The organism is Micromonospora sp. NPDC048930 (genome assembly GCF_043197935.1).
Classification (GTDB): Bacteria; Actinomycetota; Actinomycetes; order Mycobacteriales; family Micromonosporaceae; genus Micromonospora.
Genome location: NZ_JBICUB010000016.1, coordinates 21,394 through 35,266, shown reverse-complemented (window position 1 = coordinate 35,266; position 13,873 = coordinate 21,394). Strand labels below are relative to the sequence as shown.

Sequence of the window (13,873 nt, the reverse complement as noted above, 5' to 3'; positions counted from 1 at the left end):
TTACGTGTGACTACTTGAGGCCGGAGGTCTTGATGGCGTCGACCAGCCAGCGCTGGCCGATCAGGAAGGCGACCACCGTCGGGACAGCGGCGATGACGGTCGCGGCGAGCACGTAGTGCCAGCCCGAGACGTACTGGCCCTGCAGGGTGGAGATGCCGACCTGCACCATCCGCAGGTCGGGATCCTGGGTGGCGATCAGCGGCCAGAGGAAGGCGTTCCAGTTGGCCAGGAAGAACAACACGCTCAGCGAGGCCAGGGCCGGCTTGCTCAGCGGCAGCACGATGGTCCACCAGCGCCGGAAGTAGCCGCAGCCGTCGAGGTCGGCGGCCTCCTCCAACTCCTTCGGGATGTTGAGGTAGTACTGGCGCAGCAGGAAGATGCCGAACGCGTGGAAGATCGCCGGCAGGATCAGGCCGGCGTAGCTGTCCAGCAGGCCGAGTTCCTTCACGACCAGGAACAGCGGTACGAGGATCACCGGCAGTGACACCAGCAGCGTCGAGATGATCACGCTGAAGATCAGCTGCCGGCCCGGAAAGCGCAGCCGGGCGAGCGCGTACGCCGCCATCGAGTGCAGGGCCAACGCGATCACCGTGACCGCCACCGAGACCACCGCGCTGTTGAGCACGTACCGGCCCAGCGGGATCTGGGTGAGCACGTAGGTGATGTTGTCCAGGGTGAGCCGGCTGGGCAGCCCCGGCCGGAAGACCTCGTCGCCCGGCTTGAACACGGTGAGCAGCAACCACAGCAGGGGCGCGACGGTCAGCGCGGCGATCAGGTACGCGACCACGGCCCGGATGCCGATGCGGGGCCGGCTGCGGACGACGTGGGTGGCAACCTCACTCTGCATGGAACCGGCCTCCCCGGGTCGCGACGAACATGATGCCGGTGGTGACGACCAGGAACGCCACCACGACGGTGGTCAGCGCCGACGCGTAGCCGTAGTGGTTGAAGCCGAAGGCCTGCTGGTAGATGTAGAAGACGACCGTGGAGGTGCTGTTGGCCGGGCCGCCCCGGGTCAGCACGTACACCAGGTCGAAGGCCTGCAGGCCGGTGACCGCGCCGACCATCGAGTTGACCACGACGAAGAAGCTGGTCGGCTTCAGCAGCGGCCAGGTGACGTGCCGGAACCGCTGCCACGAGCTGGCGCCGTCGATCATCGCCGCCTCGCTGTACTCCCGCGGGATGTCCTTCAGCCCACCCAGCATGATCAGCATGTTGTAGCCCATGAAGAACCAGACGCTGATCAGGATGTAGGTGACCATGGCCAGGCCGGGGCTGCCGAGGAACGACACGTTGCCCAAGCCCACCGGGCGCAGCAGGTTGGACAGCATTCCCTGCTTGTCGATGAGCAGGAACTGCCAGACGATGCCGACGACGACGAGGCTGATGACGTTCGGCGCGAACAGCGCCGCGCGTACCCCGCCGACCCCGGGGAAATGGTCCCGCACCAGCAGCGCCAGCCCCAGGCTGACCACGAAACACAGCGGGACGAACGCCACGACGTAGGTCCCGGTGACCCGCAGGCTCTGCCAGAGCTGGTCGTCCGACGCCATCAGGCGGAAGTTGTCCAGGCCCACGAAGGTGTATCCGCCGAAGCCGTCGGCCTCGTACAGCGAGACGCCCAGCGCGAGCGCCATCGGCAACCCGACGAAGACGAGCAGGCCCAACAGGTCGGGCGCGACGAACGCGTAGCCGGCGAGGGCCTCCCGGCGGCGCCGCCCGGCCAGCGAGCCCCTCGCCGGGCCCGACCGGGGCGCACCCCCCGGCCGGGCCGTGCGGCCCGGGCTCGGTCGTTGAACGACTGTCATGGTGACTTGCGCTCCTTGACTGATTCCGTGCCCGGGCATCCGGGCGTGGGCGATCCGTTACAGGATCGGGGCGCCCTTGTAGCCCTTGAGGAAGGTGTCGATCTTGCCGGCCGCGTCAGCGGCCGCCTGCGCCGGGTTCGCGCCGTTCAGCATGGTCGCCTGGATCGCGTCGGAGACCGCCTTGTAGACCTCGGGGGTGTAGCGCGGCTCGCCGCGGCCGCCCGGGGCCACCTGCTCCATGAAGATCTTCAGCGCCGGCTTCTCGAAGGCACCCGCCTTGGTCGCGGCGTCCTTGACCGACTTGCGCGCCGGGATGTTGGTCTTCACCACGGTGTTCCACTGGCGCATCCGCTCGACGCCGTCGGCGTCGGTCGAACCGAGCGCCCAGGCGATGAACTTGGCCGCCGCCGCCGGGTTGCCGCCCTTGGCGTTGGCCACGAACGCCCAGCCACCCATGTCCGTGGTGTACGTGCCCCCCGCGGGGGTCGGCAGCGGGAAGACGCCGTACTTGACGTTCTTGGCGTCGGTCTCCATCTGGGAGACCGACCAGATCCCGCTCTGCTGCATGGCGCAGTAGCCGGCGCCGAGGTGCGCGGGCAGGTTGCCGCCCCCCTCGGCCTTGGTCTTCTTCGGCGCCGCACCCGACTTGACCGCGTCCTGCCAGAGCCCGAGCGCCTTGTGCACCGCGTCGGTGTTGAAGCCCGGCTTGCCGTCCTCCGGGATGGCCGAGGCGCCGCCCATCCACATGAAGGGGTACCAGGTGAAGTTCTGGTAGTAGCCGGGCGCGGTCTCGAACATGACGCCGAACCGCTTCGGGTTGGTCAGCTTGCCGGCCACGTCGAGCAGCGCGTCCCAGGTCTTCGGCAGGTCGCCCTCGGACAGGCCGGCCTTCTCGAAGGCGTCGACGCTGTAGTACATGGCCAGCGGTTCGACCTCCATCGGCAGCCCGAAGACCTTGCCGTCCACCTTGCGGGTGTCCAGCACGCCGTCGCTGAAGTCGGCGATCGCGTCCGCGCCGAGGTGCGGGGTGAGGTCGGTGAGCACCCCGCCGTTGTAGTACCGCAGGAAGTCGCCGGGGCTGATGATGAAGATGTCCGGGCCCTTGCCGGAGGAGAACGCGGTCTGCAGGGCGGTGCCGCCCAGGTATTCGGTGACCGGCAGGTAGTGCAGCTTGATCTTGACGTCGTTGTTCTTGTTCCAGGTGTCGACCAGGTCGACGAACCACTTGCTCTGCGGGTTGCCGTCAGGGTTGGGGCCGTAGAAGTTCCAGAAGGTCAACTCCTTGGCGTCGCCACCGCCGCCGCTGTCGCTGCCGCAGGCCGACAGCAGCGGCGTGGCGCCGAGCAGGGTGGCGCCGACCAGGCCGCCGCCGATGCCACGCAGCAGCGACCGGCGGCTGAGTTGGGCGGGAGGCCGGACGGAGGCCGGGGACGGAAGGTCCGAGCGAAACATATGAAGCCTCTCTCTGGTGTGGGGGAATCCACCGCGGACCAGGGCCTTGGGGTGGCCCTTGCTGCGCCGACGGGAGGTGGTGGGGGTAGGCGAGCAATCGATTTCTCAGCAATGTACGAGCCCACCCGGGACGCGTCAACCCTTCGCGCCCCTCGGCGTTCGACGACGACCGCCGCCGGCGCCCGGCACCGGTTCCCGACCCCGCCCGAGCGTGGACGCCGCGAGGGAGGATAATCGCTGCTCATACGGCTCGACTCCCGGGCCCCCGCGCCCCTGTTCCGCCCACCGGCGGGGTCCGGCGGCGAGGCGGCCTCCGACCGGCCCCCTTGGAAATCGATTGCTAGGCAGTAGAATGCTGGCAGCGCGCCCCGGCGATCACCGCTGTTCGCCCCGTGGGTGATCACCAGCGTCGACGGACGTCAACGACAGGAGGCCGATGACGACAATCTACGACGTGGCGCGGCACGCCCAGGTGTCGCCAGCGACGGTGTCGCGGGTGCTGAACGGGCGAGCTTCCGTGGACCCCGTCATGGCCGCGCGCGTCCAGCAGGCGATGCAGGAGCTCAGCTACCGACCGAATGCCGTGGCGCGCAACCTTCGACTGAACCAGACAAATCTCTGGGCGGTCATCATCTCCGACATCGGCAACCCCTTCTTCACCGCGATGGTCCGCGGGGTGGAGGACGTCGCGCAGGAATCGGGCTTCTCGGTGGCGCTGTGCAACAGCGACGAGGACCCGGAGAAGGAGTCCCGTTACATCGCCGCGGCGGTGGCCCAGCGGATGGCCGGGGTGATCATCTCCACCTCCGGCCGGGCGAGCGTGGTCAACCGCCTCATCGAGGCGCAGATCCCCGTCGTCGCGATCGACCGGCAGATTCGCGGCGGGAATCTGGACACCGTGCTCGTCGACAACACCCACGGGGCGGAGCTGGCCACCGCTCACCTCCTCGACGGCGGGTACCAGCGGGTCGCCTGCATCACCGGTCCGCGCCGGATCTCCACCGCCGCCGACCGGCTGCGCGGTTACCAGCAGGCGCTGCGGTCGCGCGGGATCCGGCCGTCGGACCGGCTGATCCGGTTCGCCGACTTCCGGGAGGAGGGCGGGTACCAGGCGATGGCGTCGCTGCTGGACGAGACCGAGCCGCCGGACGCCGTCTTCGCCACGAACAACCTGATGACCGTCGGCGCGATGGAGTGCCTGGTCGATCGCGGTATCGAGGTTCCGGCCCGGTTCGGCGTCGTCGGGTTCGACGACATCCCCTGGGCGCACCTGGTCAAGCCCTCCCTGAGCACCGTCTCGCAGCCCACGTACGACCTCGGCCGGACGGCGGCGCTGCTGCTCACCGAACGCATCACGAACCCGGCGAAAACCCCGTCGACGGTCACCCTGCGGACCGGGCTTCAGGCACGGGACAGTTCCCGCCGGCCACGCTGAGGCGCCGGCACCCGGACCGCGAAGAGTGGCCGGGAGGGCGGCGAGCCGCCGCCTCCCGGCCACCATGTGGTCAGCCGCGACCCCGTCGGCCGGGTCACCGGCCCTCGGGCGGGACCGCAACCGGCCTCAGAAGGTCGTCTCCCCGGTGAGGCCGAAGAAGTCGTGCCACTTCGCGCCGCCCTGGAACCCGGTGCCGGTGGACAGGCCGACGTACACGTCATTGGTCGAGCCCTTGGTGAACACCACGATGTCGTCCTTGCCGTCACCGTTGAAATCACCCAGATACGGGAACTCCCCCGCCAAGCAGAAGAAGTCGTTCCACTTCACCGTCGTACCCACGAACGCCGACCCGTTCGACGTCGCCACATAGACGTCCGCGTCGCCGTTGCAGGTGAACGTCACGACGTCGTCCCTGCCGTCACCGTCCACGTCACCCACCCGCGGCTGCTCACCGCTGATCGAGAACAGGTCGTGCCACTTCACCCCCGGCCCGAAACCCGAACCCGTCGACAACGCCACATACACATCCCCCGCCGTCGCCGGACCCTGCGTGAACGTGACGATGTCGTCCCGACCGTCACCGTCGAAGTCCCCCACCGCCGGGAACTCCCCCGCCAGGGCGAACCAGTCATGCCACTTCACCCCCGGCCCGAAACCCGTGCCGGTCGACAACGCCACGTACACATCCCCTGCACCGTCATGCGTGAACGTCACGATGTCGTCCTTACCGTCACCGTTCACATCCCCCACCGCCGGCACCTCCCCACCCGGGGAGAACCAGTCATGCCACTTGGCACCCGCAGCGAACGACGACCCCGTCGACAACCCCACATACACATCACCCGACGAGCCACCCGTGAACGTGACGATGTCGTCCCGACCGTCACCATTGAAATCACCCGAGGACACCTTCTCCCCCGACAGCCCGAAGAAGTCGTTCCACTTCACCGACGTCCCCGCAAACGCCGAACCCGTCGACGACGCCACATACACATCGTTCAACGAACCCAACGTGAACGTCACCACGTCGTCCTTACCGTCACCCGAGAAATCCGTCGGCGAACCACCGAGCCACGCCGAGAACGGCGAACCACAGTTGTCGCTGGTGAGGAAGCGCTGGTTGTAGACGCTCGGGTAGGGCGCCAGGGACTGACCGTTGATGACGATCGTCTGACCGACGCCGTTGAGGAGTTGCTCGTAGTGCAGGTGAGGGCCGGACGAATTGCCGGTGCTACCGGTCAGCCCGATCTCCTGCCCCTGGGCCACCGCCGCACCGTTCGGCACCGAGTAGGCGCTGAGGTGGAAGTAGTAGGTCTTCCACCCACCGCCATGGTCGATCGCGATGTAGTTTCCCGCACCGTCCGGCTGCGAGTACCGGTAGGCGACACCGGCCGCCGAGGCGAGCACCGGCGTCCCGTTGGTGACGCCACCGTCGGAACGGACGAAGTCCAGCGCCAGCCGGACCTCGCCGTCGTGGTGGCTGTAGGTCCACTCCTGCCCGCAGGGGAAGGGTGCCTTGAAGTTCGGTGCCGCGTACGCGGGAGCCGCGTCGACCACGGTCGCCCCCACGGCGACGAGGAGCGCGGCGAGGACGGTTCTGAGAACGAGGCGGGCTGGACGGCCCATGACAGCTCCTCTCGGCGGGCCGGGCGGCAGCCCGCCCGGCAAGGCAGAAAACCGATATCCGTCAACTGCTCGGCGTCCGGATCGGCGCGGAACAGGGTGCTCCGCGCCAATCCGGACCCCACGATCGAGGCGCGTCAGCCGAGAATGGCCGAGGGGCGCGGCAGATCCGTGTCGGGCACGAACTGGTCGGACCACTTCCAGCCGTTCTGCACGAACCGGGTGCCATCGGAGAGGCTGACGTACACGTCGGCGGTGGTGCCGCGGGTGAAGGCGAACACGTCGGCCCGCCCGTCGCCGGTGACATCGGCCGTGCCCGGGACCTCGGTGCCCCCGGCGAACCAGTCGTGCCACTTCACCGCGGTGCCGAACGCCGCACCGGTCGACCGGGACACCCACACGTCCCCGGCCGTGCCACCGGTGAACGCGACCACGTCGTCGCGGCCGTCGTTGTCGACGTCCGCCAGCACCGGCAACTGCCCGTCCCCGGCCACCTGCCCGGACCACAGCCAGCCGTTCTGCACGAACCGGGTCCCGTCGGACAACGCGACGTAGGCGTCGGCGGACGTGCCGCCGGTGAAGGTGACGATGTCGTCGCGGCCGTCGCCATCCACGTCACCGACCTGCGGCGTCTCGGTGCCGATGGCGAAGTTGTCGTGCCACCTCACGCCGGGCCCGAACCCGGACCCGGTGGACAGCGCCACGTAGACGTCGGCGGTGCCACCCCTGGTGAAGGTGATGATGTCGGTCATCCCGTCGCCGTTGACGTCACCGACCGCCGGGATCTCCTGGTCCACGGCGAACCAGTCGTGCCACTTCACACCCGGCCCGAACCCGGACCCGGTGGACAGCGCCACGTAGACGTCGGCCGCGCCGCCCCGGGTGAAGGTGATGATGTCGGCCCGGCCGTCGCCGTTGACGTCACCGGTCAACGGGATCTCCTGGTCGACGGCGAAATAGTCGTGCCATTTGCTGGCGGGCCCGAAGGACGAACCCGAGGAGAGCGCGGTGTAGACGTCGGCGGTGACGCCGCGGGTGAAGTCGAGCACGTCGTCGCGCCCGTCGCCATCGATGTCGCTGACGTTGCGGGTCCGGGTCGTCCCGGACACGGCGACCGAACCGAGGCCGGCGTTGCCGGCGCCGTCGACGGCGACCACCCGGTAATAGCGGGTCTGGTTGGCCGGTAGCGGGCCGTGCCGGAAGGAGGTTCCCGTCGTGGTCCCGACGAGGTTGTCCGCCGTGATCGCGACGGAGGACGAGGTCGACGAGTACACCCGGTACTGGGTGACCCCGGCATCGTCCGAGGCGGGCGACCAGGAGAGGGCCAGGGCGTGGACCCGGCCCGGGCCGACGGCCAGGCCCGCCACGGTCGCCGGGGCGGTGGTGTCGAGGTAGGGCGGCGCCACGGACAGCGCGGTGTACCGGCTGGCCGTCCACGGCGGCGAGCCGGCCTGCGGCGACAGGGTCACCGTGATCGACGACTTGCCGGCGGTCAGCGCCGCGGGCAGGGCGTACTCGTCGGTCAGCCAGCGTTGGCTCGGGTTGCCCAGTGGCTGCGTCCACACGCCGGCCGGCTGGCCGTCGACCGACACCGCCGCGCTCTGGTAGCCGTTCTGCTGATCGGAGGTGCGGCGCAGGCGTACGCCCTGGTTGGCGGCGTCGATGGCGAGCGCCAGGCTCACCGCGCCGGACGAGGCGCGCACCTGGTCCGTGACGGGCGTCGAGTCGTCGTCGCCCTCGAAGGCGGAGGTGAGGCTGGTGCCGCCACCGGCGGAGAGCGCGGCTGCCTGCCGGACGGTCACCGTCGGTTGGGTGTAGAGGTAGGCGGTCGACCCGTACGTGGCCGGCATGTCGTCGGCCGGGCCGTGCTCGATGCCGAACCGCAGCCCGGCGGCGTACGCCACCGCGTCCCCGAGCATCAGCCGGTACGCCGAGTCGCATTCGTAGCTGCACCCGCCGGAACGCAGCAGGTGGGCCGGGTTGCCGGTGAACGCGCCGCTGTAGGTGCCCCGGTTGAAGTACCAGCCGGACTCGTAGAAGTCCTCCGTGCCCGTGCCGTACAGCTGCGGGCTGGCCGAACCGTCGACGTGCACCCGTTCGTCGCCCTCCAGGTAGTTGCGGGTGTTGCCGCTCGTGATCTGCCCGTGCACGGTCTGGGTGACCCCGACGAACCGCCCGCGTCCCGGCAGGTCGGCGAAGGTCCAGTCGCGGCCGTCGGTGACCGCGCCGGAGCGCGCCTGGGTGGTGAAGTACCCGAAGTCGGTCAGCGCGTGCGGCGCCGAGGTGATCTCGGCCTGTACGCCGTTGACGCTGGTGCCGGTGGTGTTGGCCAGGCTGACCGTGGCGCTGCTCAGGAACGGCATCGGCCACCACGCGCTGTACCAGCCGCCCGCCGCAGTATCCATGGCGAACATCAACGACCTGACCTGCCGCTCCCCCAGCCCCGAGCCGAAGAACTCGCCGACCGGGGCGTCGACCGTCTGCCGGCCGTCGAAGCTGATCCTGAGCCGGAGCCCGGTCAGCATGGCCTCGCTCGTCAGGCTGTCCGGGATCCGCAGCCGCAGCGCGGAGATGGCCCGCTGGCCGGTGAGCGTCGCGAGGGTCGCGGAGGACTGGCGGGCGACGTTCACGCTGCTGCTCACAGTCGAGGCGCCGGGCTGGGCCGGCTTCGGGTCGCGGGTGCCGGCCGCGGCCAGGTTGCCGAGCACGTCCGACGCGCGGTCACCGGGATCGAAGGTGGACACCGCCTGGGCGTCGGCGAACCTGCGGTAGGTCACGTGGTAGAAGAGCGGGTTGTTCTGGGTGGTGATCCGCATCGAACTGCGGTAGGGCATGGGCACCTTGATGACCACGCCGCCGGAGTTCTGGTCGGCGTTGGCCACGAGCGGCGCGACGAACGGCGCGCCGAGGCCGCCGTCGACGAGGTTCTGCAGACCGGTGTCCACGACGGTGACCCCGTCGAGCTCGATCCTGATCCAGCCGGTCGCCGTGACGTCGCCGTTGTCGCGCGTGAACCAGATCGACTCCACCTCACCGGCGCCGGTGTCCTCGGCGATCACGCAGCCGTTGAGGTTACGCAGGCAGGAGTACCGCCCGGAGAAGCCGTCGTCGTTGGAGCCGTCGCGGCCGAAGCTGGAGAACTGGCGGGTCTGCGCGCCGGTGGTCAGCACCGGCAACAGGTCCAACCGGCGGTAGACGTCCCAGCCCACCGGGCCGTTGCCGGGGGCTGCCTGGGCCGCAGCGTCCTGGGTTGCCGCCCGGTTCGGCGGCCCGGCGGAGGGTGGAGAGGTCGGGGCGCCGGCGGCGAGCACCAGCGCGGCAACGATCCGAGCGAGCATCAGGGAATTCCCTTCGGGCGGGAGGAAGGATGGGGAGGCCGTGGCCGGGAGGGTGGGGGCCCTCCCGGCTGGCGGATGGCAGCGGTTTTACAGGGTTGTTTCGCCGGTCAGGCCGAAGAAGTCATGCCACTTCGCGCCGCCGAGGAATCCGCTGCCGGTGGAAAGCCCCACGTACACGTCGTTGGTGGAGCCCTGGGTGAACACGATCGCGTCGTCGCCGCCGTCGCCGTCGACGTCGCCCAGGTAGGGGAACTCGCCGGCCAGGCAGAAGAAGTCGTTCCACTTCACGGTGGTGCCGACGAACGACGACCCGTTCGACAGTGCCACGTAGACGTCGGCGTTGGCGTCGCAGGTGAACGTCACGATGTCGGCTCTGCCGTCGCCGTTGACGTCCCCCACCCGTGGCGACTCGTCGCCGACCGCGAACAGGTCGTGCCACTTCTGCCCCGGTGCGAAGCCCGTGCCGGTGGACAGCGCCACGTAGACGTCGGCGGCGGAGGCCGGCCCCCGGGTGAAGGTGACGAGGTCGTCGCGTCCGTCGCCGTTGACGTCCCCCACCGCCGGGAACTCGCCGTACGGCGCGAACCAGTCGTGCCACTTCGTACGAGGGCCGAACGACGAGCCGGTGGAGAGCGAGACGAAGACCTCGCCCGCCCCGTCGTGGGTAAAGGTGACGACGTCGTCCCGCCCGTCGCCGTTGACGTCCCCGACCGCCGGCACCTCGTTGCCGAACAGCAGCGCGTCGTGCCACTTCGCGCCGGCCCCGAACGACGAGCCGGTGGAGAGCGCCACGTACACGTCGTTCGTCGGGTCGTGGGTGAACGTCACGACGTCCGTGCGGCGGTCGCCGTTGAAGTCGCCGGTCAGCGGTGTCTCCTCGAACGGCGCGAACCAGTCGTGCCACTTCGTGGAGGTGCCCGCGAATCCGGTGCTGGTGGAGGTCGCGACGTAGGTGTCGCCGAGTGAGCCGTGGGTGAAGGTCACGATGTCGTCGCGGCCGTCGCCGGTGAAGTCGGCCGGGCCGCCGCCGAACATCCCACCTCCGGTGAGCCGGGTACGCATCAGATAGACGTTGTACGGGTCCCACTGCGACATCGTGAAGTACAGGTACGGGCTGTCCGACGCGGCCGACCACGGGTGGATGAACGCGCCGTACAGGCCGGGGTACTGCGTGCCGGTGGCGAGGACCTCCTCGGCGCTCCACGGCCCGGCCGGGCTCGGCGCGCTGCGTAGCACCAGGGCGGCCCGGTTCTCGTTCAGGTACGTCATCACGAACCGGCCGAGATACCGGCTGTACTGCACCGACAGCTCGCCGACCGGGCCGGACGCGACGGGGACCGACGCCCACTGGTCGGTCACCCAGCCCGATCCGTTCCAGTAGCGGTACGCGGCCGGTTGCAGCACCTGGCTCTCCGGCACCCTGGACAGGTAGGCGTTGCCGAACCGGCCGTTGGGCGTGCCGTAGAGGTAGACGTACCCACCCTCGCGCAGGAACGCGCCCATCTGGAAGCGCTGGTCCCACGCGGACGTGTTGTACCAGCGGGCGCCGGGATCCTTCACCCACGTCTGCCCGTTGTCGTCCGAGTACGCGATCCCGGAGTAGTTGGTGAACCACTGCCCGGCCGGGCCCCAGTGGTTGACCGACATGTAGTGGAGGTACTGCCGTCGGCCGACCGAGACGCCGGCGGTCGGGATGACCGTCATCTCGTCGTTGTCGATCTTCTTGCACGGCAGCACCTGGGCGGCGTGCCCGGGCCGGTCGAGCACGGCGTCGTCGAAGGTCATGCCGTCGGCGAGGACGTGGTCGGCGCTGCGTACCAGGGTGTTGCACCGCCAGTCGATGGTGGCGGGGTCCCCCACCCCACCACCGGGACCGGTCCAGCCGTTGCCGAAGGTGTCGCCGAACGCGGTGAGGATCTGGCCCGAGCCGTTGTCCCACATGATGCCCAGGTCGGTCGCCTTGATCTGCCAGCGGGTGTCGGTGGCGTTGATCGAGCCCGGGCCGGTGAGCTTCGCGATCCGCTCGGCACCGCCGGTCACCACGGCCGCCGCGGCGGGTGTGGGCGCGACGAGCGCCGCCGGGGCGACGGCGCTGGCCGCCGCCCCGAGCACTGCCACCAGGGCGATACGGATCGCCCTCACAGCGTGGTCTCCCCGTTGAGGCCGAAGAAGTCGTGCCACTTCGCGCCGCCCTGGAACCCGGTGCCGGTGGACAGGCCGACGTACACGTCATTGGTCGAGCCCTTGGTGAACACCACGATGTCGTCCTTGCCGTCACCGTTGAAATCACCCAGATACGGGAACTCCCCCGCCAAGCAGAAGAAGTCGTTCCACTTCACCGTCGTACCCACGAACGCCGACCCGTTCGACGTCGCCACATAGACGTCCGCGTCGCCGTTGCAGGTGAACGTCACGACGTCGTCCCTGCCGTCACCGTCCACGTCACCCACCCGCGGCTGCTCACCGCTGATCGAGAACAGGTCGTGCCACTTCACCCCCGGCCCGAAACCCGAACCCGTCGACAACGCCACATACACATCCCCCGCCGTCGCCGGACCCTGCGTGAACGTGACGATGTCGTCCCGACCGTCACCGTCGAAGTCCCCCACCGCCGGGAACTCCCCCGCCAGGGCGAACCAGTCATGCCACTTCACCCCCGGCCCGAAACCCGTGCCGGTCGACAACGCCACGTACACATCCCCTGCACCGTCATGCGTGAACGTCACGATGTCGTCCTTACCGTCACCGTTCACATCCCCCACCGCCGGCACCTCCCCACCCGGGGAGAACCAGTCATGCCACTTGGCACCCGCAGCGAACGACGACCCCGTCGACAACCCCACATACACATCACCCGACGAGCCACCCGTGAACGTGACGATGTCGTCCCGACCGTCACCATTGAAATCACCCGAGGACACCTTCTCCCCCGACAGCCCGAAGAAGTCGTTCCACTTCACCGACGTCCCCGCAAACGCCGAACCCGTCGACGACGCCACATACACATCGTTCAACGAACCCAACGTGAACGTCACCACGTCGTCCTTACCGTCACCCGAGAAATCCGTCGGCGAACCACCGAGGTACTGGCCGCCACCGGAGTTGACCAGGGACATGTAGTAGTTCCAGTTCCAGTACGGGCCGGGGTCGGTGTGGTCGTTGCCGGGCATCTCGTTGTGCCCCTTGATGTGGTTGCGGTCGCGCGGCAGCCCCCACTTGTCGGCGAGGTAGCGGGTCAGCCCGGCGGACGCCCGGTACATCGAGTCGGTGAACCAGGACGGCTGGTCCACGTAGCCCTCGTGCTCGATGCCGAGGGAGTACGAGTTGGCGTCGCGCACGTGCCAGGCGGTGTCCTCCTCGCGCACCATCTGGGTGATGTCGCCGTCGCCCGAACGCACCACGTAGTGCGCGCTGACCTGCGCGGACGGGTTCTGGAACCAGTTGATGGTGCCGGCGTAGGAGCCCTGGGTGACGTGGATGACGATCGTGGTGATCGCCGACGACCGGCCGGCCGAGTAGTTGGCGGTGCTCGCCGGCACCCAGTGCGCGGACGGGTACTGCGGCACCGCCGCCGCCAGCGTCGACGGCGCAGGCGAGGCCGTGGACAATTCGCCGGCCGGACGCACCTGCGCGTAACGGCCGAGCTCCGGCGCCGCGCGGTGCGCGGCGAACCGCCCGGGCACGCCCCGCTGCAGGAGCTGGTAGACGTAATCGGCGGACAGCCGCGCGGTCGGGTCGTCGCGGGCGCCGGCGTAGGCGGCCACCGCCGGGTACCAGGCCGTGATCCGGTCCCGGTCCGCGCGGCTCAGCCCGGCCTCGTCGGCGTACGCGGACAGCACGGCGGCCGCGCCGAGGACGTTGGCCGCGGCGTCCGTGCGGAGGGTGGCCACGTCCAGTCCGGTGATCGAGGCGGCTTTGTCCAGGCTGTGGTTGGTGGGGTTGCTCGCCAGGTGCATCGGGCCGTAGCCGTTGTCCTGGCTGGCCAGGCCCCGGTGGTCCTGGAGGTGGGTCTCGCTGTAGCCGACCGCCATCAGCAGGTCGCGTGGCACGTCGTAGCGGGCCGAGGCCGTGGCGAAGGCGGCGTCCAGGCCGGTGCCGGCGGCTGGGCGGGCGACGGCGGTGCCGGGGCCGGCCGCCAGGGCGACGCTCGCCGCCACCGCGGCAACGAGCAGTCTTCGTGTTCTCATCGTTCCTCCATCGAGCTGTCCGGGCGTCGC

Annotated in this window: 8 protein-coding genes; 1 reads left to right on the top strand and 7 read right to left on the bottom strand. The window is 69.5% G+C overall.

What is annotated here, in order from left to right:
- Nucleotides 1–10 precede the first annotated feature (10 nt).
- The 3 genes from ACGFI9_RS30580 to ACGFI9_RS30570 are packed head-to-tail and all read right to left on the bottom strand — an operon-like array spanning nucleotide 11 to nucleotide 3,260.
- Nucleotides 11–847 carry a carbohydrate ABC transporter permease gene (locus tag ACGFI9_RS30580; RefSeq protein ID WP_393183441.1) on the bottom strand — a complete coding sequence of 279 codons (837 nt, stop codon included), beginning with the start codon at nucleotides 845–847 and terminating at the stop codon, nucleotides 11–13.
- Nucleotides 837–1,808: a carbohydrate ABC transporter permease gene (locus tag ACGFI9_RS30575; protein ID WP_393183439.1), complete on the bottom strand. Its 972-nt coding sequence runs from the start codon at nucleotides 1,806–1,808 to the stop codon at nucleotides 837–839. Before ACGFI9_RS30575 ends, ACGFI9_RS30580 begins: the two co-directional genes overlap by 11 nt.
- A 57-nt stretch (nucleotides 1,809–1,865) precedes the next feature.
- Nucleotides 1,866–3,260, bottom strand: a complete 1,395-nt coding sequence (locus ACGFI9_RS30570) for an ABC transporter substrate-binding protein (protein WP_393183436.1) — start codon at nucleotides 3,258–3,260, stop codon at nucleotides 1,866–1,868.
- A 436-nt stretch (nucleotides 3,261–3,696) separates the two neighbouring features.
- Here ACGFI9_RS30570 and ACGFI9_RS30565 point away from each other — a divergent pair, with 436 nt between their 5' ends.
- Nucleotides 3,697–4,695, top strand: coding sequence for a LacI family DNA-binding transcriptional regulator (locus tag ACGFI9_RS30565; RefSeq protein WP_393183434.1), 999 nt, complete (start codon nucleotides 3,697–3,699; stop codon nucleotides 4,693–4,695).
- Between the two features lie 126 nt (nucleotides 4,696–4,821).
- On the opposite strand, the gene ACGFI9_RS30560 is transcribed toward ACGFI9_RS30565, so the two are convergent.
- The 4 genes from ACGFI9_RS30560 to ACGFI9_RS30545 form a co-directional block, all read right to left on the bottom strand.
- Entirely contained in the window at nucleotides 4,822–6,264 is a 1,443-nt protein-coding gene (locus ACGFI9_RS30560) for an FG-GAP-like repeat-containing protein (RefSeq protein WP_393183433.1), read from the bottom strand.
- Nucleotides 6,265–6,455: 191 nt separating this feature from the next.
- Nucleotides 6,456–9,656: a DUF2961 domain-containing protein gene (locus ACGFI9_RS30555; protein WP_393183430.1), complete on the bottom strand. Its 3,201-nt coding sequence runs from the start codon at nucleotides 9,654–9,656 to the stop codon at nucleotides 6,456–6,458.
- Between the two features lie 87 nt (nucleotides 9,657–9,743).
- Nucleotides 9,744–11,798: a DUF4185 domain-containing protein gene (locus ACGFI9_RS30550; RefSeq protein ID WP_393183428.1), complete on the bottom strand. Its 2,055-nt coding sequence runs from the start codon at nucleotides 11,796–11,798 to the stop codon at nucleotides 9,744–9,746.
- A complete protein-coding gene (locus ACGFI9_RS30545) occupies nucleotides 11,795–13,843 on the bottom strand; it encodes an N-acetylmuramoyl-L-alanine amidase (RefSeq protein WP_393183427.1) in 2,049 nt (682 codons plus the stop codon). The genes ACGFI9_RS30550 and ACGFI9_RS30545 overlap by 4 nt, the downstream gene beginning before the upstream one ends.
- Nucleotides 13,844–13,873: the final 30 nt, after the last annotated feature.